We start from the raw sequence: 23,442 nt of genomic DNA, 5'->3' as shown, positions 1-23,442 counted from the left end.
CGCTTCATCACCCTTGCGCCGCGCCCGTCATCCGCCTGTGCCTGGCGGTGCCCGTCGTGTCGCGGGCCGGGTTGCCGGCATAGATGGCGTTCTCCGGCACGTCTTCTCCTTTCATGAGCAACGAGTCGGCCTCGAGTGAGACGCCATCGCCCACCACGGCGCCGTAATTGACGAAGGACTCGACGCCAAAGGAACACCGGTTTCCCACCGTGATGTAGTCCGACTTGAACGTACCGTCTTCCATCGAGTGGCCTTGGAGGGCTGTGCCTTCGTTTAAGGCACAGTCGTCGCCGATTGAGACAAGTGTTTTCTCCGGGATGTTGCAGCCGGCATCGTAGAGACGCTTGCCCACCTTGACGCCGAGCATCCTCCAGACAATTGATTTGAAGGGCGTGCCGTTAAAGGGCGGAGTGGCGAGCATCTTCCACAGACGTTCGTGGTGCCAGAAGTACGGGTCGTAGATCGAACAGTACTGCGGTTTCAGCCTCCGGAAGCCCATCACCAAGCGCTCGACGAGCACGGTGAGCAGGACAAGGTATATAGCGAAGCTCAACGTTCCGACGGCGATCGCGAACGCGCCGAACTCATCGTAGATTGTTGCGGATGCTGCGGCGATCAGTGTTCCGGAGAAGAACACGAACCAGCGCACACCGAGGAAGATTCCCATGGACGCGATATTGTGCCGGTTCTTGGCCGGCAGGCGCTGGCTCTTCGCCTCTTCAATCTTCAGTTCATCGAACCGGCTGTCCCGCTGAACGGACCGCGGAATCTCGAACGGCGGCGATCCCAGCAGGCCGGTATTTGTCCGGACCGGGCCGTCGATCGGAATCATTACCTTCGTAGCCAACAGAACGTTCTCTCCAACCCGGGCCTCGATGGGGAAGGTGAGGTCGTTTCCCAGGAAGTTGCGGCCCTCGATCCTGACACGAGACAGCCGGAACGAGGTGCTGGAGTAATCGGCGTTCATCATATTCAGGCCGTCGGAGACCATGGTCCCGTATCCGATCGTATTCAGGTAGGGCGAATCGTGAGACACCTCGGGGCCGAAGTTCGAGCCTGTCTGCTCCACCTTCTTGCCGAGGTCGTAGCCCAGCGCCTTCAGAAAATGCACGATGTACGAACTGTCGCCGAAAACATCCTTGTACAGCTTGGCGTTTGTCATCCCGGCAACCATCCGCTGGAGCGTGAAATGCACGCCGTACAGCGGGTAGACCTTGTCCGGCTTGATGGCGAGGTTCAAGAGCCGGGGGACGGTCAGGACCGCGATGAGACCGCCGACGAAGGAGGCAAGGAACAAGGTAAGGGTGATGAGCAGGGTATCGACGTAGAAGGACGGGTTGTCCATTCTCAGGTGTTCGCTATCCAGATACGGCGGCAGCAGCGCTGACAAGGCGACGAGTCCGACCGGCATGACCAGGACCAACCGGTTGAAAAGCTGCAACAGGGTGAAAATGACCCTGCGGCGCGTGCTGCAGCGTACGGGTGGAACCCTGAGGTAGTTCGTTTCCGTAGGTACTGCAGGCGAGCCGTGCCAGCGCTGACCGTCCGGTATGGCCTGGCCCGTCTGCAGCGAGGATGCATGTCCCAGTTGAGCGCCGTCGCCCATGGACGTGTCGATGTCCAGCGTCGTCTTTTGCGACACAAGGACGTCGCGGCCCAGCGTTACCGTTCCCGTCTCGATGACGCCGCTGCGGGCGCGGTAGGCGAGGAAGAATGAATTCTTATGGATGACCGTGCCGTCGCCGATGGTGACGAGGTCGGTGCACACCGGCACCATGCGGGAGAAAATGGCGACGCCCTTGCCAATTCTGGCCCCCAGCGCCCGAAGGTAAAGCACGTAAAGAGGTGAGCCGGCGAACAAGACGAGCGGATTGCTCCGGTTGAGTGTCTTGACGACCCAGAACCGGACGTAGGTCCAGCTCCACAGGGGAATGTCCTGGCGCTTCCAGCGGCCAATGAGAATCCACTTCAGGACGATCGGGGTGATGGACAGTACGAAGAACATGGCGACACCGAATGCGACGGATCGCAGCCACATGTCGATCAAGGAGGTTCCTTCGGAAACCCACACGAAGGATATGACGAGCAAAGAGGCAGCGTAGGTCGTGTAGCCCAGGAAGAACGTCAGCTGCGCCACGCCGCACAAGATGTGCCGGCGCGTGCTCGGTGCCGGCGGCGCGGGCCGCAGGACCGGTTCCGTCTCGTCCGCCCCGGATCCTGACAGTTTGGCGGCAGCCTGTGCAGCGGCGAGGACGACGGCAAGCTGGCGGACAGTCGGATGCTGGTAGATATCCTGCATGGCCACCGGCGGCAGCGCGGCCCTGCGCCGGACGGCGGCCGAAAAGCTGGCCATGAGCAGCGAGTTCGCTCCCAGATCGTTGAAGAAGTGGGCCGTGGCGGAGACTTTCTCCACGCCCAGGACCCCCGCGAGGCAGCCGGCCAGAATTTCCTCTGCCTCCGTATCTGGTGCGCTGTACTCGTGAGTACCGCCGGTGAGCCGTGGTTTGCTGGGCAGCGGCAGTTTCTTCCGGTCGGCCTTGCCGCTGGGCATGACGGGTATTTCAGTGCAGCGTTCGAGGTAGGCCGGGACCATGTAGCCGGGCAGCGTCTCGCTCAGTTTCTCGGCGATGCTGGCCTCGTCGACTTCCGCGGTGTCCCGGCGCAGCGTGTAGTAGGCAACCAGTTCCACGAGTCCGGGGGTTGGCTCGTAGGTGCTCACTACCGCCTGGGCGATTCCCGGCACCTGCAGCAGGACGGACTCGATTTCAGCAAGTTCGATGCGGTAACCGCGGATTTTGACCTGGGTATCGATCCGGCCGTGGTACTCGATGGTTCTGCTCTCGCTGAACCGCCCCAGGTCACCAGAGCGGTAGATCCGGCCCGAGGGATTGTTGTCGATGCCGAGGAAGTCCTCGATGAAAACCCGCTCGGTCAGATCGTCACGGTTGACGTACCCGCGGGCCAGCCCGATCCCGGCGATCCCGATTTCGCCCAGTTCCCCCGGTGGCAAGGCGCGCGGCTCATCCGGATCAAGGATCACCGCCGAGTACGTCGGCAGCGGACTGCCCAGGGTCACCGGTTTGTCCGGATGGACCACATCCCAAGTCGCAGTGACGGTTGCCTCCGTTGGACCATAGACGTTCAAAAACCTGCGGCCCGGACGGTGCCATCGGGCAATGAGGTCACGCGGACAGGCCTCGCCGGAAACCAGTAGGAACCGCAGGTCGGGCAGGTCCTCGTCGAGGGTGGCCAGCAGCGTTGGAACACAGCACATGGCGCTCACCCGCTGGTCCCGCAGGAACTGGCCCAGTTCCATGCCAAGCAGGCTGGCGCCGGCGGGTTTGGGCACCAGCGTTGCACCCACCATCCACGGGACCCAGGTCTCCTCCACCGAGAAGTCGAAGGCGATCGTCATGCCTTGGTAGACGCGGTCCGTCGGCTGGTAGCCGTACACTTCGGCCGCCACGAGCACGAAGTTGCAGATGCTGGGGTGGTCGATGGCCACACCCTTGGGGCGGCCGGTCGAGCCGGACGTGTAGATGATGTAGGCCAGATCGCCTGCGGGACCCGCCTGTTCTCCCCGGGTCAAGCGCGAGGAATCCTGCGTGGCCACCAGCGGTTCCGCCTCGTCGAGGCCGAGGATGGTCGCAGCCGTTTCGGGCATCCGGTCACGCAGGTGGGAGAGCGACAGGACAAAATTCACGCCCGCATCCTCGACAATGTACGCGAGACGCTCGGAGGGGTATCCGGCGTCGAGGGGAACAAATGCCGCACCGGCCTTCAGAACTGCCAGGATGGCCGTGTAGGACCGGATTGGCTGGTCAAAGAGCAGCGCAATCCGGTCGCCCGGCCGCGCGCCACGCGAGATCAGGTACCGCGCCAGCTGGTTCGCCCGGGCGTCGAGCTGATCGTAGGTCAGCGACTGCCCGGCGCTGTCGACGGCGAGCCTTCCCCCCTCGCCGTCGCGCCGCAGCTCGTCGCAGCGGTCCTCGAAGAGCCGTTCGAGCCTGTCCCCGTCGTGCCAACGTGCCGCGCCGTTGCCGGGGGCGCCGGTGAGGATGGTGCTGGCGGCCCCGGCGGGGCCGGAGCGTTTCGGTGTGTGGTCTGTCTCCCGCTGCCGATGCCGGGCGCTGCGGTCTGCAGGAGCGCTCATGCCGCTTCCTGCTGCGCGCCGACCAACGCCTCCTTGGCAGGCGGCCCCAGCAGTTGTGGGGTCATGAACTCGAGTAAGTCCGAATATGCCGCCATGGCAGTCCTCCTAGCCTCAGGAACCGGCAGGGGCCTGACAGTAGTGTCGATCAATTCGCCGATGACGGGCCTCTAGACGACATTGGACGATGTCCGGTGTTACGCGGGCGTTATTGGACTGACTGCCATCGACCAAGGCCCCGGCTAGACACCAGCTTTCATCCGCAGGCCGAAGCCCGTCAGCGACCGGGCCGCTGTCACCGGGGCCAGGTCCCTTTTCAGATGCATCCTTTAGCCGCGTTGACAAGGCGGTACACGGTGGGAACCTAGAATCGGGGAGTCGTTCGGCAGTGGCTTGGGGGCCATTCAATGCCCTTGGGGGGCACGAAAATGAATGCAACAGAACGCATGTGGGAAGTTCAGTTACTGGGAGGGTGGCAGATTCGCCATGGAAAACTTCCCGTCAGGGTAACCATCCGACAGCAGCGCCTGATTGCCGTCCTGGCCCTTTTCGGCAGCGAGCCACGCGCTTTCCTGGCGGGGCTGCTCTGGCCGGACAGTTCGGAGAGGCAGGCAACGGGTAGCCTGCGGGAGACGATCTGGATGATTTCCCACCAGCTGCCTGGGCTGCTGGCGGAGCGCAGGGATCCGCTGGCACTCGCTCCGGAGGTGGCAGTGGACGTTCACGAAGTCCGCCGGCGACTCGCCGCCCTCGACGGGGACCGCGGGGTCCGCCTTCGGCCGGCCATGCTTGACCTGCTGCGCACGGCCGAACTGCTGCCCGGGTGGTACGAGGACTGGGTCACGGCCGAGCAGGAACGGTGGAGGCAGTTAAGGCTGACGGCCCTGGAACGTCTCGCCAGCCAGTATCTCGAACGCGGCGAGACCAGCCAGGCTACGGACGCAGCGAGATTAGCCATCGCCATTGAGCCGCTGCGCGAAAGCGCGCAGCGGCTGCTGCTGGAAACGCACATCGCCGATGGCAATTATGCGCAGGCGCTGCAGTCGTTCGAGGTCTTCAAGTCCCGGCTTTGGAAGGAATTTGGGGTGGAGCCTTCGGCCCAGATCATGAAGCTCATGGCACCCCTGCTCACGTAGCCGGCTGCCGCGGGCAGCAGGCCAAGCCGGGCAGCAGGCCAAGCCGGGCAGCTGGCCGCCGCCGACTACGGCTCGGCGGTCAGGGACGAGGCATACAGGTCCATCAGCGCCGGCAGCCCGCCGGATTCCATGGCCCTGCGCTGCCGGTCGGCGCCGGTTCCCGTGGCGAAGAGCCGTTCGATGCTGGCATCTACCCACGCCGAGTCGCCTTCCTCCTCGAGTGCCGGCCGAATGTAGCGCAGCAGCATGCCCACCACATCCCGTGCGGGCAGCAGGACGCCGGACTCCGGATCCACCAACCGGTCGGACAGGCCCTGGCGTCCCGCCTGCCAGACGGCAGCATCCAGAAGCTCCGGCTCGGGCTGCAAAAGGGACCGCGAGGAAGCTTCATCGGTCAGCACCGTGGATATCAGTCCCCGGACCACCGCAGCGATCAGCACGGAGTCCTGGGCCTCGAGCTGCACGTCGGCGGCACGGACTTCCAGGGTGGGGTAGCGGTCGGACAGCCGTGCCAGCCACGTGATGACGCCCCGGTCGATGACCACGCCGGAGTCGACCAGGCGCTGGATCCGGCGCTCGTAGTCGGCCGCGTCGCGGAAGACCGGCGCGCAGCCCTGGATCGGCCAGCGGCGGTAGTGGACGATCCGCCAGCTGCCGAACCCGCTGTCGCGGTCCAGCCAGTAGGGCGAGTTGGCACCCAGCGCCACCACGGCCGGCAGCCACGGCCTGATCCGGTTCAAGGCCTGCACCCCGGCTTCCTTGTCGGGGACGGACACGTGCACGTGTTGGCCGTTGACGAACTGGTCGGCCACAATGCCCTTCGCACTGGCCTTGAGCTCGTGGTAGCGCTGCTTGTCCGTGACCTCCGGATAGTCGTCCTGGATCCGTGGTGCCGTGCCGGTGGCCGCGGCCCGCACCCCGGCCTTCCGGGCGGCGGCATCCAGCTCGCGGCGGAAGTTGAGCAGCGACTCCTCGGCCTCGGTGAGCGTGGCGCAGACTGCGGTGGCAGTTTCGATCTGGCAAGTGAGCAGCTCCCGCTGGATGTCATCCCTGGCTACTTGCAGTGAGCCTTCCAGGTTTTCGGCGACCGTGTCCGCCACCGGGGCGGGTAAGCCGGTGGCCGGATCCAGCAGCAGGTATTCTTCCTCAATTCCCAGAGTTGCCATGGGGCACCTTTCTTCTGCCGACGCTCAGACAAGCCGAGCCTAACCGATCGGCAGGCGGTTATGCTCACGGCCGGGACCGCCCGCGCCCTGCCGGATCGACCTCTGGCGAGGCCTTCGGAGGCCTCAGGACAGCGGCACGGTCAGGCCGGCTGCCGCGAGTCCGAGCGCGGCGGCGGCGGTGCCCAGCAGCAGGTTCGCCGCAAGATTGACGACGGCGGCGCCCGCGCGGCGCTCTGCCCACAGCTTAACCGTGGCGACGGCGAAGGAACTGAAGGTCGTCAGTCCGCCGGCCAGGCCGCTGGCCACGGCCATGCGCCAGGGCTCCGGCATGCCCGGCTCCTGGCCAGCCACCCCGCCGGCGACGAACCCGAGGATGAGCGAGCCGGTGACATTGACCAGCAGGGTAGCCCAGGGCCAGTGCTGCTCCGGCCGCCGGCGGGCAGCCTGCAGGCGGGCCAGCCAGGTGTCGGCGGCGAAGCGCAGCAGGGCGCCGCCGGCGCCGAACAGCCCGACGAGCAGCGCCGTCACGCGGCAGCCCTCAGGGTAATCCGGCGTCCCAGCCTGCGGCCGGCGTACAGCCCGGCGACGGCGGCGGCCAGGCCCGCGGCCAAGCACAGGCCCAGATACAGCAGCCAGTCGGCGTGGCGGCCCTGCGCCGCCAACCGGTCGATGGCCAGCGCCACGGCCGAGAACGTGGTGAAGGACGCCAGCAGCCCCGGCCCCAGCGCTGCCCGGAGCCAAAACGCGGTGCCGGGGCGCTCGGTCCAGAGGGCCGTGAACATGCCCAGCAGCAGGCTGCCGGAAACGTTGATGGCCAGCGTGGTCCATGGAATGGAGCCGTCTTCAGGGAAGGCGATGCCCAGCAGGTAGCGTGCTTCGGCGCCCGCGAAGCCGCCCACCGCGACGGCGGCCCAGGCGCCCCAGCCGGGCAGCGCGGACGGCGCCGCCGCGATCCGAAGCCGCGCCCGCGGCGTCGTGCTCACGAAGCGAGCCGGCAGCCGGGATGCGGATCGCTGTGCACCCACAGGGCAGCGGCGGCCTGGTCGCCCAGGTCCAGCTCCCGGGCCGCCCCGTCCGGGCCGAACCGGACCACCAACGCACCGCCGAAGGGGCGCCGGCCGACGACTTCCACGCGGTCGTCGAGTCCGATCTGTTCGGCGCTGAAGAAGCGCAGGAGGTCGGCATTGGCGTCGCTGATCCGGGTGATCCGGCCGGTGTGTCCGCCGTCGAGCTCTTCAAGCTGCACGGCGCTGGGCACGTGGACGGTACCGTCCGCCGTCGGGATGGGGTCGCCGTGCGGATCGCGCTGCGGGTTGCCGAGCTTGGCCGCCATCCGGTCGATAAACATGTCGGAGACGGTGTGTTCGAGCAGTTCGGCTTCGTCGTGGACTTCGTCCCAGGCATAGCCGAGTTCCTGGACCAGGAAGGTCTCCAGGATCCGATGCCGGCGGACCATGGTCAGGGCGAGCCGGCGACCGGCGTCGGTCAGATCGATGGCGCTGTACGGGCGGTGGTCCACCAGCTGCAGCTCCACCAGCTTGCGCACCATCTCGGAGACCGACGAGTTGGCCACGCCGAGCCGGCCGGCCAGCTGCGAGGACGTGATGGGCTTGTCCTGCCACTCGGTGAAGGCATAGATGACCTTCACGTAGTCCTGCACGCTGGACGAGCCGCTGCTCAGCGCGGTCTTCCTGGCCGGGGGCATGCGTCTCACTCTCTCGTCGAACCTCTGCCAACAGGCAGGCTACCTGGTGGCGGCGCCGGTGCCGGGCTGCACGGCGGAGCCCTGCCCTGCGCGGCGCCGGGCCAGCTGCCAGATTACCCCGGTCCGCGGCGCGCCCAGGTAGACCACGAGGAAAACCAGGGCCTGGGCCAAAACCACCGCAGCGCCGGTGGCGACGTCCAGGTAGTAGCTGGCGTAGATGCCGGCGACCGAGGCGGCGGCCGTGAGGGAGGCGGCAATCGCCAGCATGGCATCGAACCGCCGGGTCAACAGGAACGCGGTGGCTCCCGGGGTGATCAGCATGGCCACCACCAGCACGATGCCGACCGCCTGCAGTCCGACGACGACGGTGAGCGCCAGCAGCCCGAGCAACAGCACCGACAGCCAGCGGGTGTTGAGCCCGATGGCGTGGGCGTGAATGCGGTCGAAGGCGAACAGCGTGAGGTCGCGGCGCTTGAACAGCAGCACGCACAGCGCCACGGCGCCGAGGATGAGCACCTGCAGCAGTTCGCCGTCGCTGACGCCCAACACGTTGCCGAACAGGATGTGCTGCAGGTCGGTCTGGCTCGGCGTCTTGGAGATGATGGCCAACCCTGCCGCGAAGAACGCGGTGAACACCACGCCGATCACGGTGTCGCCCTTCAGGCGGGTGGAGGACCGCACGCCGCCGATCAGCGCCACCGCCGCCGCGCCGAAGATGAAGGCGCCGAGCGAGAACGGCACCCCGACGATGTATGCCAGCGCGACACCGGGGAGCACGGCGTGGGAGACCGCATCGCCCATCAGCGACCAGCCCATCAGGATCAGCCAGCAGGACAGTACTGCCGACACCACGGAGGCGGCCAGCGTGACCACCAGGGCGCGGGTGAGGAACCCGTACTGCAGCGGTTCCAGCAGCCAGCTAAACAACTCCACTGCGTGTTCCTTCCCCTGGGCCGGCCAGCGCGGAGCCAAAGGCCAGGGCCAGGTTTTCGTTGGTGAGCACGTCTGCCGGCCGGCCGTGCGCCAGTATTTTCTGGTGGAGCAGGATGGCCTCGTCGCACAACTGCGGGATGCCGGCCAGATCATGGGTGGAGATCAGGATTGTCCGGCCCTCGTCGCGCAGTTCCTTCAGCAGGGCGATCAGGACCGCTTCGGAGGCCTTGTCCACTCCGGCGAATGGCTCGTCGAGCAGCAGCAGGCCGGCGTGCTGGGCTATGCCGCGGGCAACGAAGGCGCGCTTGCGCTGGCCGCCGGAGAGTTCGCCGATCTGCCGGTGCTGCAGGTGGCGCAGGCCGGTGCGTTCCAAGGCTGCGTCGACTGCCTCGCGGTCGGGGCGGCGGGGGCGACGCATGGGTCCGAGCCGGCCGTAACGGCCCATCATCACCACGTCGCGCACGGAGACCGGAAAAGTCCAGTCGACGTCTTCGGACTGCGGCACGTAACTGGCCAGGTTCAGCTTTCTCGCCTGCCGGGGCGACAGCCCAAACAGTTCCACCTTGCCCGACGCCGGGTGGACCAGTCCCATCAGCGACTTGAACAGCGTCGACTTGCCGGACCCGTTGACCCCGATCAACCCGCAGATGGTTCCCCGTGCCACCATGGCGGAAACGCGGTCCAGGGCGACGACGTCGTTGTAGGCCACGGTGAGGCCGAGCACCGAGATGGCGGCGGCGCCGGCCGGGATATCGGGTGTGCTCACGGCGCCAGTCCTTCCTTGATCAGGGAGATGTCGTGCCGGATCAGCTCCAGATGGGTGGGGACCGGGCCGTCCGGTCCCGAGAGGGAGTCCACATACAGCGGCGTGATGAGCCGGGCGCCGGTGGCGGCGGCGACCTGCTGCATCGATTCCGGGTTGACGGTCGATTCGCAGAACACCGACGGGATCCGGTGCTCGGCGACCTGTCCGATCACGTCCTTGATCTGCCGGGGCGTCCCCTCGGCGTCGGAGTTCACCGGCCAGAGGTAAGCCTCACGCAGCCCTGCGTCGCGGGCCAGATAGGAGAAGGCGCCTTCACAGCTGACCAGGGCAGGAACGGCCGACGGATTGGCGAAGGTCGACTCCAGGTCGGCCATCAGCACATCCAGTTCCCGTCGGTATTCCGCGCCGTTGCGGCGAAAATCGGCGGCGTGTGCCGGCAGCAAGCGGGTGAAGGCGTCCACGATGTTGTCCACGTAGACCTTCGCTGCCTTCGGAGACATCCACGCGTGCGGGTTCGGCTTGCCGGCATAATTCCCGGCGGTGATGCCCACCGGCTCCACGCCGTCGCTGAGGACCACATGCGGGGCCGGCACGGCATTCAGGAACCGTGCGAACCAGCGTTCGAGGCCCAGCCCGTTGTCCAGGATGAGGTCGGCGTCCTGCGCCCTCACCAAGTCCGACGGCGTGGGCTGGTAGCCGTGGATTTCCGCGCCGACTTTGGTGATGGAGGCGACCTCCACGTGGCCGCCGCCGATCGTGTCGGCCATGTCGGCCAGCACGGTGAACGTGGTCAGCACCAGGGGCCGCTCGGCCGTCGCGGCGGCGGAACCCGGCGGCGGGGCGCAGCCGGTCACCGCCAGCACGAAGGCAGCGGCCAGCACGAACCCCCTCGCGCAAAGTTTCGGCATGCCTAAATATTGCAGGACGGCCAGCCTCAAAACAAGCGCCCGAGGGGAATTGTCCGGGACCGGATCAGATTTTTCTCGCCCGCCAGCTGTGGGTCAGGTAGGGCAGGTCGATCAGGTCCCCGGGGGAGTGGCCCAGATGGTCGTGGAGGTACCAGTCGAGGTTGCCCAGGACTTTCGCCCGGGTGGCCTCGTTTGCGCGCAGGTAGTAGCTGCGGGTCTTGACCAGCTCCATCACGTCGCCGGTGCTGAGGGGGTCCCGCCACCGGGTTTCATGCCCTTCCAGCGTGCCGAACTCCGGGCCGACGCGGGGGCGGAAATCGGGCTTGAGCACGTCGCCGGCATGCATGATGCGCGAGAGGCGGTGCACCCACGGCACGCCGGTATCCAACTGGTTCCACACCAATCCCAAGGTCCCGCCGGGCTTGAGGATGCGGGCGGCTTCCGTGCTCGCCCGCAGCGGATCGGTCCAGTGCCAGGCCTGGGCCACGGTCACCACGTCCAGGCCTGCGTCGGGGAGGCCGGTTTCCTCGGCGGTCCCCACCACGGTGGTCACGCCCGGAAGGTTGCGCTCCAGCTGCGCGAGCATGTCCGCCGAGGGATCCACCGCAACCACCCGCAACCCGCGGGCGGCCAGGGCGGCGGTGTACTTTCCGGTGCCGGCTCCAACGTCGGCGGCGTCCCGGGCGCCGGCCGGCAGCAGCCAGTCGACGGCGTCGTCGGGGTAGCCGGGGCGGATGCGGTCGTAGTGTTCGCCGCCCTGCTGGAAGGTGCCGGCGTAGGCGCGCCGCTGCTCGTCGTCCATGCGGGGGCCGCTGTGTGCCACGTGGTGCTCCTCGTGCGGCGGCGCGCTACCGGCCCTCGCCGGCAGCTTCGACGCTGCCGGCCGCTTCGTCGCCGTACGCCGCCGCGGCCGACCCGGCGGGACGCTGTCCGCGCAGTTCGGGGTTCAGGCGGTGCAGGGCCTCCGCGTGGAGCAGGCCGTTGGTGGCCAGCGCGTTGCCGCCGAACGGGCCGTCTTCGCCCTCCAGCGAGCTGAACCGCCCGCCGGCTTCGGTCACGATCGGCACCAGGGCCGCCATGTCGTAGAGGTTCAGTTCCGGTTCGCAGGCGATGTCCACGGCGCCTTCGGCCACCAGGCAGTAGGACCAGAAGTCTCCGAAAGCGCGGGTGCGCCAGACGGATTCGGTCAGGCCAAGGAAGTCGTCCAGGTTCCCGCGTTCCTTCCAGCCGCCCAGGCTGGAGTAGGACAGCGACGCGTCCTCCAGCCGGTCCACGGCGGAAACCTGGAGCCGGGCCGCGGTGGCCAGCGAGCGTCCCGTGTAGGCGCCGGTTCCCTTGGCGGCCCACCAGCGCTTGCCCAGTGCCGGCGCGCTGACCAGGCCGACGACCGGCTGCCCCTCGTCCACCAACGCGATCAGCGTGGCCCAGACCGGCACGCCCCGGACAAAGTTCTTGGTGCCGTCAATCGGGTCGATGATCCAGCGGCGGGCGCCGTGGCCGCTGCTGCCGAATTCTTCGCCGAGCACGGCGTCGCGCGGCCGGGAGCGGGAGAGCTGCCCGCGGATTGCTTCTTCGGCCGCACGGTCGGCGTCCGTGACCGGAGTCAGGTCCGGTTTGGTCTCCACCTTCAGGTCGAGGGCCTTGAAGCGGGCCATGGTCTGCGCATCCACGGAGTCGGCCATCACGTGGGCCAGGCGCAGATCGTCGTTGTAGCTTTGCGAAGCGTGGGTCATAGGTTTCAACCTATCGGTAAGTGAAGTGCGGACGCGGGAGGCGGAGCCTCCAGCCGGGCAGGAGGCCTCAGACGGTGCCGAGTTCCTTGGCCTCGGGGCGCTCTTCGGCCCCCAGCAGGCGGCGCAGCGACGCGAGCCTCGCCGCCCCCGCGTCGCCGGCCCCGCCGTCCGCGACGTAGGGGCCCAGCCCGCAGCCGATGGCGGCCGCGTCGTGTTTGCAGCCGCGCGGACAGTCGGCGGTGCCCGGCTCCAGGTCCGGGAAGGCGGACAGGATCCGGTCGGGGTCCACGTAGGCAAGCCCAAAGGAACGGATGCCCGGGGTGTCGATGATCCAGGTGCCGGCCGGCGAGTCCTGGACCTTCAGTGCCAGGGCCGACGACGACGTGTGCCTGCCGCGCCCGGTGACGGCGTTGACTCCGCCGGTGGCGCGCTGAGCACCGGTGAGCGCGTTGACCATGGTGGACTTGCCGACGCCCGAGTGGCCGAGGGTGACGGTGACCTTGCCATCGAGATAACCGCGCAGCTGGGCCACGGCCTCGGTATCGAGCCGCGCCGACAGGCCCTCGTCGGAGGCGGTGTCCACGCCGTGAGCGTCGGCGGCCGCGGTGCGGCTGACGATGACCGGCAGCTCCAGGTGCTCGTAATTGGACAGCAGCTCGGCGGGATCCTTCAGGTCAGCCTTGGTGACGCACAACAGCGGGCGGATCCCGGCGTCGTACGCGGCCACCAGCGCCCGGTCGATGAACCCGGTGCGGGGTTCGGGGTTCGCCGCGGCCACCACGATGACCAGCTGGTCGGCATTGGCCACCACCGCGCGTTCAACCGGGTCGGTGTCGTCAGCGCTGCGGCGCAGCAGGGTGCGCCGTTCCTCCACCCGGACCAGCCGGGCGAGGCTGTCGGGTTCGCCGGAAACATCGCCGACCAGGGCCACGAAGTCTCCGGTGACCACCGGGGTGCGGCGCAGCTCGCGGGCCCGGGCGGCGACGACGATGCGCTCGCGGGGAGTGTCTTCATCGACGACGGCGGTGTAGCGGCCGCGGTCAACGGTAACAATCCGCCCGAGCTCTGCATCCTCGTGGGCCGGGCGGTCCTTGGTGCGCGGACGGGAGCCGCGCTTGTTCGGGCGGATGCGCACATCCGATTCGTCCCAGCTGCCGGTGCTGCGCGACACCGTCAGCCCTCGGTGGCCGAGGCGGCCGGAGCAACGGTGAACATGTCCTGCCACAGCTGCGGGAATTCGGGCATGGTCTTCGCCGTGGTTTCGATGTCCTCGACCTCCACGCCGCGCACGGCCAGGCCGAGGATCGCGCCCGCGGTAGCCATGCGGTGGTCCTCGTAGGAGTGGAACAGGCCGCCGTGCAGCGGCCTTGGCCGGATCAGCAAACCGTCGTCCGTCTCCTCGGCGTCACCGCCCAGCCGGTTGATTTCCGCCACCAAGGCGGCCAAACGGTCCGTCTCATGGCCACGCAGGTGGGCAATGCCGCTCAGGCGGGACTCGCCGTCGGCCAACGCACACAGCGCTGCCGCGGTCGGCGCCAGCTCGCTGGTGTCGGCGAGGTCGGCGCCGGTGATCGACGCGCCGCCGGTGACGGTCAAGGTGCCGCCCTGCAGCGTGACGGTGGCGCCGAGCCGCGGCAGGATGTCCCGCCAGGCGTCGCCCACTTGGGTGGTCGCGGTGGGCCAGTTGGGGATCCTGACCCGGCCGCGCGTGGCCAGGGCCGCGGCCAGGAACGGGCCGGCGTTGGAAAGATCCTGCTCGATCCGGGTGTCGAAGGCACGGATCGGGCCCGGGGAGACCACCCAGTGGTTGGGGGTGGAGTCGTCGACGCTCACGCCCAGGTCCCGCAGCAGCTGGACCGTCATCGAGATGTGGTCCAGGCTGGGCACGCGATCGCCGGTGTGCTCGAGGTGCAGTCCGTCGCGGAAACGGGGACCAACCAGCAGGAGGGCGGAGACGAATTGCGAGGAGGCGCTGGCATCGATCGCCAGGTGGCCTCCGGCCACTTCACCGCTGCCGGTGATGCGGAACGGCAGGCTGCCGTGTCCGCCATCATCCACCGCCACGCCCAGCTGGCGCAGTGCATCGATGGTGGGGGACATGGGCCGGCGCCGCGCCGCCGGGTCGCCGTCGAACTCCACTGCTCCGCTGCACAGCGCCGCCAGCGGCGGCACGAACCGCATGACCGTGCCGGCCAGTCCGCAGTCGATGGCGGCAGCGCCCAGCGGACGCGACGGGTCGATCGGGTCCACCAACAGATCCGGGCCGAACCTGCCATCGCCCTCGGTCTCGGTGATGCCGGCTCCCAAGGACCGCAGCGCCTCCACCATCAGAACGGTGTCCCGCGAGTGCAGCGGGGAGCGTAGCCGGGAGGGGCCGTCGGCCAGCGCGGCGAGAACCAGGTAACGGTTGGTGAGGGACTTGGAGGCCGGAACCTCTACTGTTGCATCGATCGGCCGCTCCGCGAAGGGGGCGGGCCAGTGGTTGGCAGCGTGGGGCATTACGTTCAGGATGCCACCACGTCCGTCGTGGCTTCGCGCACCGCGCGCTCGGCCTTCTTCAGCTGCTTCCGTGCGTCATGGCCGATCGAACCGGCATTGCGGCGGGCGTCTTTTCCGATGGAGCGGACGTTGCGCCGGGCGTCAGCGGCAAGATGCTCGGCCCGCCACACCAGGCCGGGCCGGCCATTGGTATCCACGGCGGCGAGCAGGACCGCCCCGATCAAGGACAGATTCTTCAACAGGTGGTTGCGGCGGGTGCGCCTGGCTTCCGGCGTTGCGGAATCGGCGGCGCGGTAATCCACCACGGTATTGAGGGCTGTGGTGCCGGCCAGTACGGCAGCCGCGAGCCGCGAGAACTTGCCCATGCCCAAGAGCACACCTGCTCCCACCTGGGCCGCGCCGATAGCGCGGGCCATCAGCTTCTCCTGCCCGGCCAGGGCGCCAGCCGCGGGAAGGACGGATTCCGTCTGCTGGACCAGCGGCCGCAGGGACACCGCCGTTTCGTCGGTGTGGCGCAGACGGTCTATGCCGGTGGCTACAAAGCTTGTGGCCAGCAGCGGGCGGGCGGCAAGGCGGACGATTGACATGGAAGCCTCCTGGCTGTCAGCGTGCGTCGAAGGATCTGCGCCTTTCCCGGAGCCAGGCCCCGGGAAGGTGGCACTGGACACTAGTCTGGCACTTTTGTTGCCACTGCACACCTTGCAGGGGCGTTTGTCGGGGTCGGCGGGGAATAGTTGCGGGGCATCGGCGGTTACCCATGGGAGGAAGGCCGGTGCATTGTCTCCGGCCGACGAGGTGTCGGAACGGAGGGAGATCCTGTGGCTACAGCGCTTGCCGAACGGGGCCCTGCAGGTCCGGTTGCGGGCGCAGCGTCCGCCCCGGCGTCTGTGCGGCTCAGCGTAGACTGGGAGCCAATGACGACTGAGAATTCGGACGCCACCCAGGACCGCGTTATCCCCGCCACAACGGGGGAGCCGGACGAGGTCGACGTCCAGACGGAAACCGCCGACCAGCGCCGTGCCCGGTTCGAACGCGACGCCATGCAGTATGTGGACCAGCTCTATTCGGCAGCGATGCGGATGGCACGCAATCCCAGCGACGCCGAGGACTTGGTGCAGGAGGCCTATACCAAGGCGTTTTCGGCCTTCCACCAGTACAAGCCGGGCACCAATTTGAAGGCCTGGCTGTACCGGATCCTGACCAATACGTACATCAACCTCTACCGGAAGCGGCAGCGCGAGCCGCAACAGTCCAACACGGACCAGGTAGAGGACTGGCAGATGTTCCAGGCTGCCGCGCACACGTCCTCCGGGCTCCGGTCGGCGGAAGCGGAGGCACTGGACCACCTGCCGGATTCGGACGTGAAGAACGCCCTCCAAGCTATCCCGGAGGAATTCCGGCTGGCCGTCTACTTTTCGGACGTGGAGGGCTTCGCGTACAAGGAAATATCGGAAATCATGAACACGCCCATCGGCACCGTGATGTCCCGCCTGCACCGGGGACGCAAGTTGCTGCGTGAACTGCTCGCAGATTATGCGCACGAACGTGGCATGTCAGGCACCAAGGACAAGAAAAACGCCGCGGCGGCGGTGGGGACACAACAGGAGAACGGTAAATGAGCGACTGCCACGGACTGGGCGACTGCGAAGACGACCGGATGCAGCGGATCTACGAGTACGTCGACGGCGCACTCTCCCGCGATGACCTAGCGGAAATCAAGGCGCATCTCGACAGTTGTCCCGAATGCGCCGAAGAACACAACCTGGAGTGCCTGATCCGCTCGGTGGTGAAGCGCTCCTGCCAGGAGCACGCGCCCCAGACGCTGAAGGAACGGATCCTGGACAGGATCAGCCACATCAGGGAAGCCGACACCGTGTAACGGGCCTGCCGGCGGCGCTCATCCTGCAGGGAACGTGCCGGGCACAACGAAAGAACCCCCGCGGCCCGATTGGGCGCGGGGGTTCTTCTTGCAGCAGCTTCAGCCGCGCGGGCTGTTGTCCGACTGCTTAGGTGTTGGGGCGCTTGCCGTGGTTTGCGCCGCCGCGCTTACGGTCACGGCGCTTGCGTGCTCGCTTGCTCATGGCTGCCTCCTTTGCTGGGTGAAAAAGAACTGCGCACCAGTCTGTCATATGCCCGCCCCACCTCCTAACCGGAGGAGGGCCCCGGCGAGGTCAGCGCAGGGCCGCGGTGATAGAGGCCCTGGCCTGCTCCAGCACGGTCCTGATGGTCTGCACGGCGACTTCGTCCACGGTGCCGGCCGCCATGCGCCGGCGCAGGTGCACCCTCACGTCGTCGCGGAAGTCGTTGAGCAGGTGTTCCAGTTCCTTGACCGTGCGCTGTCCGGCGGCCTCGGCTGCCCGCGGGGACTTCCTGGCGTTGGTGCGGGCGGCCTCGGCCGAGGCGGCGAGGTCGGCCCGCAGTCCTTTCATCGAACTGCGCAGTTCCTCCCGCAGTTCGTCCGCCAGGCGCCGCACCGATGCGGAGATGTCGGCTTCGACGCCGGCCAATTCTTCCCGGCGGGCAGCCAGTTCCGCCCGCCCGGCAGCGGTGATGCTGTATACCGTGCGCCGCCCATCGGACGAGGTGGCGACCAGCCCTTCGTCCTCGAGTTTGGCCAGCCTGGGATAGACGGTGCCCGCGCTGGGGGAGTAGGTGCCGCCGAACCGGTCGCTGAGGGCGCGGATGATGTCGTAACCATGCTTGTCGCCTTCCGCCACCAGCGCGAGCAGATAGAGCCGCAAGGCGCCGTGGGCGAAGACCGGGGCCATCAGCCGACCTGGCTTCCGGCATTGTCCCGGTGAAAGACCGCCAAGGTGCCCGAAACCGTGGTGGACCGGATGGTGAGCCCGCGGCCTTCGGGTCCTATCCGGGTTTTCACCTTCTCGGAGAGGCCGAAAAACTTCTGGTCGTTCACCGTGATGCTGCCGGTGGCCGACGAAGCAGCCACTTCCACGCCGCATTCGTCCGGGACGCGCACCGTGACGTCGCCGGAGACGGAATTGACGGCCAGGTCCTCCGGGGCGCCGTGCAAATCAAAACCCAGGTCCCCGCTGACCGTGCTGGCCCGGACGTGGTCCAGGAAGCCGGAGGCGGTGATTTCGCCGGAGACGCTCTTGGCCACCAGGTTCCCGCTGTGCCGGCGGACGATGATGTCGCCGCTGACCGTATTGACGGTGAGCATTCCGGCGGTGTCGTCCGCCATCATGGATCCGGAGACCGTGCTGACATCCGCCCCGGCCGCCGTACCGCACACCAGGCCGTCGCCACTGACAGTGGCGGCCTTGGCCGGCAGGTCCCGGGGAACGCCAATACTGATGACTGCTTCGTCCCGGGCTCCGGGAAGCACCAGGTTGACGTGCCGGGCGAGGAAACCCAGCGGACCGTCGCCGGCCCTGCCGTGGCTGATGTCCAGCGTGCCGTTGCGCAGGGTCATTTCCAGGGGCGTCCCGCTGACCTCGGAGACCTCCACGCGGACCGTCGGCTCGTCATGGACGATGATATCCAGGCGCCCCTTGACGATGGATGCCCTCAGGGAGCGGACATTGTCGACGTCGATCGTCCGGGGACCGTCGATGCTCCAGGTCTCGTTCATGGCCCTGTCCTGCCTGTGGCGATACACCGCCCCAAACGCGATATATCTCGTGTTGCAGGACACGATATATCGCGTATCTCGTGCCCGCAAGGGGGAGCACGCACGTCCTTAACTGCAACGGCGGAACCGGAGCATCCTCCGGTCCCGCCGTCGCGGTGTATCAGCCCTGTGCGGCACTCGCGTGCCCTTGCGCGCCGCTAGAAGGGTTCGGGCAGGTCCAGCCAGGGGTACCAACCGCGGTGCAGCACCAGCCAGGCCAGCAGCCCGTAGCCCGCTTGGCCGGGGCCTCCGCCGTTGCTGGCCAGGTCGGTGCGCCACTGCTCGTGGTTCAGCAACGGCGTGAAGGTGTCGACGAAGACGTGCTTGCGCCGCGTGGTGACATCGCCGAAGGCGGTCGACAGCTCGGCCAGCTGGATGTTGCGGTCGGGGTCCAGTCCCGGCGGCGGACCCACGACGAAAACCTTGACGCTCAGCTGCGCCGCGCCGTCGAGGATGTTCGCCAGGTTGAGCCGGCTGCGGGCTGTGGACAGTCCGAGCTCGAGGTCGCGGCCGGACAGCCCAATGACGAGCCGGTTTTCGAAGCCGTCATCGAAACGCCGGCCTGCTTCCTGCAGCCAGCGGCCGGCCAGTTCCTCGGTTCCTTCGTTGGGCGAGGCCAGCACGAAGGACTCCAGGGTGGCTGGATCCGGGTTGGTCCGGGCCAAGGTGCGGCCGAGCCAGCCGAGGGCGCGCGGGTCGCCCACACCGGCCAGCAGTTGATCACCCACGGCGGCGATCCTGATTCTGCGTTGCTCCACGGGTAGCTTTCTGGTTCGACGGATTGGAAGCGGGCTTAAACGAAAGTGGGCGGGGCGCCCTGCGGCACCCCGCCCACCATCTTACTTAGCGGCGTTCAAAGGCCTTCGTGACCAGAACATCCTGCTCCGCGGCGTGGCGCTTGGCCGAGCCGGTGGAGGTGGCAGCGGATGCCGGGCGGGACACCAGGCGCAGCGGACGGTCCAGGGCCTCGGGCAGGTACAGGCCCATGAAGGGCCACGGGCCCTGGTTGGCAGGTTCGTCCTGCGCCCAGACGATGTCCGCGTTCGGGTACTTGGCCAGTTCCGCCTTGATCTCTTCGACCGGCAGCGGGTAGAGCTGCTCCACGCGGATCAGCGCGGTCTTGGTGTCGGAGTTCTTCTGGCGCGCAGCCAGCAGGTCGTAGTAGAGCCGGCCGGAGACCAGCACCACCCGGTCGACGTCCTGGCCGTTCAGGTCCTGAACGTCCCCGATGACCGGCTGGAACGTGCCGCTGGTGAAGTCCTCCACCTTGGCCGCGGCGGCCTTCAGCCGCAGCAGTTGCTTCGGCGTGAAGATGATCAGCGGCTTGCGCGGCCGGCTGTAGGCCTGGCGGCGCAGCAGGTGGAAGTGCGAGGCCGGGGTGGTCGGATTGGCCACGATCATGTTGTCCTCGGCGCACATCTGCAGGAAGCGCTCGATCCGGGCCGACGAGTGGTCCGGGCCCTGGCCTTCGTAGCCGTGCGGCAGCAGCAGCACCAGCGACGACCGCTGGCCCCACTTCTGCTCGGCCGAGGAGAGGAACTCGTCGATCACGGTCTGGGCGCCGTTGACGAAGTCGCCGAACTGGGCCTCCCACAGCACCAGTGCGTCCGGGCGCTCGACCGAGTAGCCGTATTCGAAGCCCATGGCCGCGTACTCGGACAGCAGCGAATCGTAGATCCACAGCTTGGCCTGGTCGTCGGACAGGTGGCTCAGCGGGGCCCACTCTTGGCCCGTAACGCGGTCGTGGAAGACCGCATGGCGCTGCACAAAGGTGCCGCGGCGGGAGTCCTGACCGGCCAGGCGTACCGGCACCCCTTCCATCAGCAGCGAGCCGAAGGCCGCGAGTTCGCCGAAGCCCCAGTCGATGTTGCCCTCGCGGGACATCTGCTCGCGGCGCTCCAACAGCGCCTTAAGCTTCGGATGGACGGAGAAGCCTTCCGGTACTTCCACGTGCGCCTTGCCGATCCTCGCCATCACTTCGGCGGAGACGGCGGTGCCGGCCGGCACGTTGGCCCTGTCCTCGGTCTGCTGCGAGAGCGGGCGCTCCAGGTCGGACACAGCCTCGGAGTCCTTGGTGATCACCGGGATCGGCGACGTCTGCGCCGCATGGGTCTCGGCGAAGACGCGCTCCAGCCGTTCCTGGTAGTCGCGCAGGGCCTGGTCGGCTTCGTCCTGGGTGATGTCGCCACGGCCCACCAGGGCCTCCGTGTACAGCTTGCGGGTGGAACGCTTGGCCTCGATGAGGTTGTACATCATCGGCTGCGTCATCGAGGGATCGTCACCCTCGTTGTGGCCGCGACGGCGGTAGCAGACCATGTCGATGATGACGTCCTTGTGGAAGCGCTGGCGGTACTCGTAGGCCAACTGTCCCACGCGGACCACGGCCTCGGGGTCGTCGCCGTTCACATGGAAGACCGGGGCTTGGATCATCTTCGCCACGTCGGTGGAGTACACCGAGGACCGCGAGGCATGCGGCGAGGTGGTGAAACCGACCTGGTTGTTGACCACGATGTGCACGGTGCCGCCCGTGCGGTAGCCGCGCAGCTGCGACAGGTTCAGGGTTTCGGCCACCACGCCCTGGCCGGCGAAGGCGGCGTCGCCGTGGATCATGACCGGCAGCACCGGGAACTCGTCGCCCCTGTTCAGGCGGTCCTGCTTGGCGCGGGCGATGCCCTCGAGCACCGGGTCGACGGCCTCCAGATGGGAGGGGTTGGCGGCAAGGTAGACCTTGGTCTCGTTGCCGTTGTCGGAGGTGAATTTCCCTTCCGTGCCCAGGTGGTACTTCACGTCGCCGGAGCCTTGGACGCTGCGCGGGTCCTGGGTGCCCTCGAACTCGCGGAAGACCTGTGCGTAGGTCTTGCCGGCGATGTTGGTGAGCACGTTCAGCCGGCCGCGGTGTGCCATGCCGATGGCCACTTCGTCCAGGCCGTCGTCGGCGGCGTCGGAAATCACTGCATCCAGGAGCGGGATCAGGGATTCGCCGCCCTCCAGCGAGAAGCGCTTCTGGCCCACGAACTTGGTCTGCAGGAAGGTCTCGAACGCCTCGGCGGCGTTGAGCTTGCCCAGGATGCGCAGCTGCTCTTCGCGGCTGGGCTTGGCATAGGGGCGCTCCAGCTCGTTCTGGAACCATTCGCGCTCGGCCGGATCCTGGATGTGCATGTACTCGATGCCGGTGGTGCGGCAGTAGGCATCGCGCAGCACGCCCAGGATGTCGCGCAGCTTCAGGCGGTCCGCGCCGCCGAATCCGCCGGTAACCCACTCGCGGTCCAGGTCCCACAGCGTCAGCCCGTAGGTGTTGATGTCCAGGTCCGGGTGCTTGCGCTGGACGTACTCCAGCGGGTTGGTGTCCGCCATCAGGTGGCCGCGGACGCGGTAGGCGTGCACCAGTTGCTGGATGCGGGCCACCTTGTTGATCTGCAGGTCGACGTCCACCTGGTTGTCCGGCCGCCAGCGGACCGGCTCGTACGGGATGCGCAGTGCTTCGAAGATCTCATCGTAGAAGCCCTGTTCGCCCAGCAACAGCGATTCGATCAGGCGCAGGAACTCGCCCGAGCCGGCGCCCTGGATGACGCGGTGGTCGTAGGTGGAGGTAAGCGTGATGATCTTGCCGACGCCTTGCGCGGCGATCGTCCGTTCGCTGGCGCCGCGGAACTCGGCGGGGTACTCGAGGGCACCGACGCCCACAATGGTGGCCTGGCCCTTGGATAGGCGGGGGACGGAGTGGACCGTGCCGATGCCGCCCGGGTTGGTCAGCGAAGCCGTGGTGCCGGCGTAGTCGTCGGCGGTGAGCTTCCCGGCGCGGGCCCGCTTGATCAGGTCCTCGTAGGTGTGCCAGAACTCGGAGAAGTTCATGGTTTCGGCGCGCTTGATGTTCGGCACCACCAGCAGGCGGGTTCCATCCGGCTTGGGCATGTCGATCGCGATGCCGAAGTTCACGTGGGCCGGCTGGACAGCGGCGGGCTTGCCGTCGATCTCGTCGTAGTGGACGTTCTGGCTGGGGAACTGGCCCAGCGCCTTGACCACGGCGTAGCCGATGAGGTGGGTGAAGGAGACCTTGCCGCCGCGGGCGCGGGCCAGGTTCGAGTTGATCACCAGGCGGTTGTCGATCAGCAGCTTGGCGGGAACCGCGCGCACCGTCGTCGCGGTTGGCACGCTCAGGCTGGCGTCCATGTTGGTGGCGATGGCCTTGGCCGGGCCACGCAGCACGGAAACGGTGTCTTCTTCGGCCAGTGCGCTAGGCGCGGATTTGGGCAACTGGGCGGGGATCGGGGCAGGCTTCGCCTCCGCCTTTTCGGCCGGCTCAGCCTTTGCCGCCGGCTTGGCCGGGGCGGCGGTGCTGCTCGTGGAGGTGTTGGGAGCAGGCTCATTGTCGGCGGGAATCGGTGTGGGTCCTGCCTGCTCCGTGGCCGTGCTCTCGCCCGAGGCCTTGGGTGCGGCATTTGCCGTGGTGGGGCGGGACGGCGCGGCGGTGCCGGCCGAGGAAGCTGCAGTGTCGTTCGAGTTGCCGTCGCCGCCGTTGGCCGCCTCGAAGATGCTCCACCATTTCTTGTCCACGGAATTCTTGTCTTGGAGGTACTGCTCGTAGATTTCGTCAACGAGCCATTCGTTACCGCCGAATTCTTCGGGTAGACGAAGGTTGGGATGCTCTGGCACTTGTGATACGCCTCTTCCGTGAATTGCCGCTTGCCCTGCAGATCACACGCTTCCTTGGCTGCCTTCCGAACCTCCCGGCCAGCAGCGGAAATGCGAGTACGCATCTGCCGCGCACTAGATCTGGACCAGTAGCCAGTCTAATGACACTTTCGCAACGCAGGC

The 23,442-nt window shown here is 67.4% G+C and carries 21 protein-coding genes; 3 read left to right on the top strand and 18 right to left on the bottom strand.

The genetic code is table 11. The features are described 5' to 3' along the window. Positions 1-7: 7 nt before the first annotated feature. A complete protein-coding gene (locus AC5RVS_RS14490) occupies positions 8-4,153 on the bottom strand; it encodes a Pls/PosA family non-ribosomal peptide synthetase (protein ID WP_494108651.1) in 4,146 nt (1,381 codons plus the stop codon). Positions 4,154-4,791: 638 nt separating this feature from the next. Between AC5RVS_RS14490 and AC5RVS_RS14485 the strand changes: the two genes are divergently transcribed. After that, the gene (locus tag AC5RVS_RS14485) at positions 4,792-5,286 is read left to right on the top strand and encodes an AfsR/SARP family transcriptional regulator (RefSeq protein ID WP_494108650.1); all 495 of its coding nucleotides are present in this window, start codon (positions 4,792-4,794) and stop codon (positions 5,284-5,286) included. Positions 5,287-5,351: 65 nt separating this feature from the next. Here AC5RVS_RS14485 and AC5RVS_RS14480 read toward each other — a convergent pair whose 3' ends face one another. From AC5RVS_RS14480 to AC5RVS_RS14425, 12 genes are all read right to left on the bottom strand, one after another. Continuing rightward, positions 5,352-6,452, bottom strand: a complete 1,101-nt coding sequence (locus AC5RVS_RS14480; RefSeq protein ID WP_493989200.1) for a carboxylate-amine ligase — start codon at positions 6,450-6,452, stop codon at positions 5,352-5,354. 123 nt (positions 6,453-6,575) lie between these two features. Beyond that, complete coding sequence (locus tag AC5RVS_RS14475) at positions 6,576-6,980, bottom strand: fluoride efflux transporter FluC (protein ID WP_494108649.1); 405 nt, start codon at positions 6,978-6,980, stop codon at positions 6,576-6,578. Continuing rightward, on the bottom strand, positions 6,977-7,435 hold the full coding sequence (locus tag AC5RVS_RS14470; protein WP_494108648.1) for a fluoride efflux transporter FluC: 459 nt from the start codon (positions 7,433-7,435) through the stop codon (positions 6,977-6,979). The genes AC5RVS_RS14475 and AC5RVS_RS14470 overlap by 4 nt, the downstream gene beginning before the upstream one ends. After that, a complete protein-coding gene (locus tag AC5RVS_RS14465; RefSeq protein ID WP_494108647.1) occupies positions 7,432-8,157 on the bottom strand; it encodes a metal-dependent transcriptional regulator in 726 nt (241 codons plus the stop codon). Before AC5RVS_RS14465 ends, AC5RVS_RS14470 begins: the two co-directional genes overlap by 4 nt. Positions 8,158-8,196: 39 nt before the next feature. Further along, a complete protein-coding gene (locus tag AC5RVS_RS14460; RefSeq protein ID WP_494108646.1) occupies positions 8,197-9,090 on the bottom strand; it encodes a metal ABC transporter permease in 894 nt (297 codons plus the stop codon). Continuing rightward, positions 9,077-9,856 (bottom strand): metal ABC transporter ATP-binding protein, encoded by a 780-nt coding sequence (locus AC5RVS_RS14455; protein ID WP_494108645.1) that lies wholly within the window; start codon positions 9,854-9,856, stop codon positions 9,077-9,079. The genes AC5RVS_RS14460 and AC5RVS_RS14455 overlap by 14 nt, the downstream gene beginning before the upstream one ends. Continuing rightward, on the bottom strand, positions 9,853-10,764 hold the full coding sequence (locus tag AC5RVS_RS14450; protein ID WP_494108644.1) for a metal ABC transporter substrate-binding protein: 912 nt from the start codon (positions 10,762-10,764) through the stop codon (positions 9,853-9,855). The genes AC5RVS_RS14455 and AC5RVS_RS14450 overlap by 4 nt, the downstream gene beginning before the upstream one ends. Before the next feature lie 64 nt (positions 10,765-10,828). Beyond that, positions 10,829-11,587 (bottom strand): class I SAM-dependent methyltransferase, encoded by a 759-nt coding sequence (locus AC5RVS_RS14445; RefSeq protein WP_494108643.1) that lies wholly within the window; start codon positions 11,585-11,587, stop codon positions 10,829-10,831. Between the two features lie 25 nt (positions 11,588-11,612). Further along, the gene (hisN, locus tag AC5RVS_RS14440) at positions 11,613-12,497 is read right to left on the bottom strand and encodes a histidinol-phosphatase (protein WP_494108642.1); all 885 of its coding nucleotides are present in this window, start codon (positions 12,495-12,497) and stop codon (positions 11,613-11,615) included. Between the two features lie 67 nt (positions 12,498-12,564). After that, positions 12,565-13,668, bottom strand: a complete 1,104-nt coding sequence (rsgA, locus tag AC5RVS_RS14435) for a ribosome small subunit-dependent GTPase A (RefSeq protein ID WP_493989209.1) — start codon at positions 13,666-13,668, stop codon at positions 12,565-12,567. Positions 13,669-13,670: 2 nt separating this feature from the next. Further along, positions 13,671-14,996: a 3-phosphoshikimate 1-carboxyvinyltransferase gene (gene aroA, locus AC5RVS_RS14430; RefSeq protein WP_494108641.1), complete on the bottom strand. Its 1,326-nt coding sequence runs from the start codon at positions 14,994-14,996 to the stop codon at positions 13,671-13,673. A 5-nt stretch (positions 14,997-15,001) separates the two neighbouring features. Continuing rightward, complete coding sequence (locus tag AC5RVS_RS14425) at positions 15,002-15,583, bottom strand: DoxX family protein (protein ID WP_493989211.1); 582 nt, start codon at positions 15,581-15,583, stop codon at positions 15,002-15,004. A 327-nt stretch (positions 15,584-15,910) separates the two neighbouring features. Between AC5RVS_RS14425 and AC5RVS_RS14420 the strand changes: the two genes are divergently transcribed. After that, complete coding sequence (locus AC5RVS_RS14420) at positions 15,911-16,615, top strand: sigma-70 family RNA polymerase sigma factor (RefSeq protein ID WP_493989212.1); 705 nt, start codon at positions 15,911-15,913, stop codon at positions 16,613-16,615. Further along, the gene (gene rsrA, locus AC5RVS_RS14415) at positions 16,612-16,875 is read left to right on the top strand and encodes a mycothiol system anti-sigma-R factor (protein ID WP_493989213.1); all 264 of its coding nucleotides are present in this window, start codon (positions 16,612-16,614) and stop codon (positions 16,873-16,875) included. Before AC5RVS_RS14420 ends, rsrA begins: the two co-directional genes overlap by 4 nt. A gap of 127 nt (positions 16,876-17,002) precedes the next feature. On the opposite strand, the gene AC5RVS_RS14410 is transcribed toward rsrA, so the two are convergent. The 5 genes from AC5RVS_RS14410 to AC5RVS_RS14390 all read right to left on the bottom strand — a co-directional run bounded on the left by AC5RVS_RS14410 (position 17,003) and on the right by AC5RVS_RS14390 (position 23,280). Beyond that, entirely contained in the window at positions 17,003-17,077 is a 75-nt protein-coding gene (locus AC5RVS_RS14410) for a 50S ribosomal protein bL37 (protein ID WP_369299106.1), read from the bottom strand. A gap of 90 nt (positions 17,078-17,167) precedes the next feature. Continuing rightward, positions 17,168-17,764, bottom strand: a complete 597-nt coding sequence (locus AC5RVS_RS14405; protein WP_493989214.1) for a PadR family transcriptional regulator — start codon at positions 17,762-17,764, stop codon at positions 17,168-17,170. Next, complete coding sequence (locus AC5RVS_RS14400) at positions 17,764-18,588, bottom strand: DUF4097 family beta strand repeat-containing protein (RefSeq protein WP_494108640.1); 825 nt, start codon at positions 18,586-18,588, stop codon at positions 17,764-17,766. The genes AC5RVS_RS14405 and AC5RVS_RS14400 overlap by 1 nt, the downstream gene beginning before the upstream one ends. A 197-nt stretch (positions 18,589-18,785) precedes the next feature. Continuing rightward, positions 18,786-19,385, bottom strand: coding sequence for a GDSL-type esterase/lipase family protein (locus AC5RVS_RS14395; RefSeq protein ID WP_493989216.1), 600 nt, complete (start codon positions 19,383-19,385; stop codon positions 18,786-18,788). An 85-nt stretch (positions 19,386-19,470) separates the two neighbouring features. Beyond that, positions 19,471-23,280, bottom strand: a complete 3,810-nt coding sequence (locus AC5RVS_RS14390; protein WP_493989217.1) for a multifunctional oxoglutarate decarboxylase/oxoglutarate dehydrogenase thiamine pyrophosphate-binding subunit/dihydrolipoyllysine-residue succinyltransferase subunit — start codon at positions 23,278-23,280, stop codon at positions 19,471-19,473. Positions 23,281-23,442 lie beyond the last annotated feature (162 nt).

Source organism: Arthrobacter sp. Y3221048, from assembly GCF_059092685.1.
This window is presented reverse-complemented; position numbering and strand designations above follow the sequence as displayed.

Coding starts and splice junctions, on each gene's coding strand:
- rsrA (WP_493989213.1), top strand. CDS start 16,612: ATGAGCGACTGCCACGGACTGGGCGACTGCGAAGACGACCGGATGCAG.
- AC5RVS_RS14480 (WP_493989200.1), bottom strand. CDS start 6,452: ATGGCAACTCTGGGAATTGAGGAAGAATACCTGCTGCTGGATCCGGCC.
- AC5RVS_RS14465 (WP_494108647.1), bottom strand. CDS start 8,157: ATGCCCCCGGCCAGGAAGACCGCGCTGAGCAGCGGCTCGTCCAGCGTG.
- AC5RVS_RS14485 (WP_494108650.1), top strand. CDS start 4,792: ATGATTTCCCACCAGCTGCCTGGGCTGCTGGCGGAGCGCAGGGATCCG.
- AC5RVS_RS14490 (WP_494108651.1), bottom strand. CDS start 4,153: ATGAGCGCTCCTGCAGACCGCAGCGCCCGGCATCGGCAGCGGGAGACA.
- hisN (WP_494108642.1), bottom strand. CDS start 12,497: ATGACCCACGCTTCGCAAAGCTACAACGACGATCTGCGCCTGGCCCAC.
- AC5RVS_RS14405 (WP_493989214.1), bottom strand. CDS start 17,764: ATGGCCCCGGTCTTCGCCCACGGCGCCTTGCGGCTCTATCTGCTCGCG.
- AC5RVS_RS14420 (WP_493989212.1), top strand. CDS start 15,911: ATGACGACTGAGAATTCGGACGCCACCCAGGACCGCGTTATCCCCGCC.
- AC5RVS_RS14425 (WP_493989211.1), bottom strand. CDS start 15,583: ATGTCAATCGTCCGCCTTGCCGCCCGCCCGCTGCTGGCCACAAGCTTT.
- AC5RVS_RS14400 (WP_494108640.1), bottom strand. CDS start 18,588: ATGAACGAGACCTGGAGCATCGACGGTCCCCGGACGATCGACGTCGAC.
- aroA (WP_494108641.1), bottom strand. CDS start 14,996: ATGCCCCACGCTGCCAACCACTGGCCCGCCCCCTTCGCGGAGCGGCCG.
- AC5RVS_RS14450 (WP_494108644.1), bottom strand. CDS start 10,764: ATGCCGAAACTTTGCGCGAGGGGGTTCGTGCTGGCCGCTGCCTTCGTG.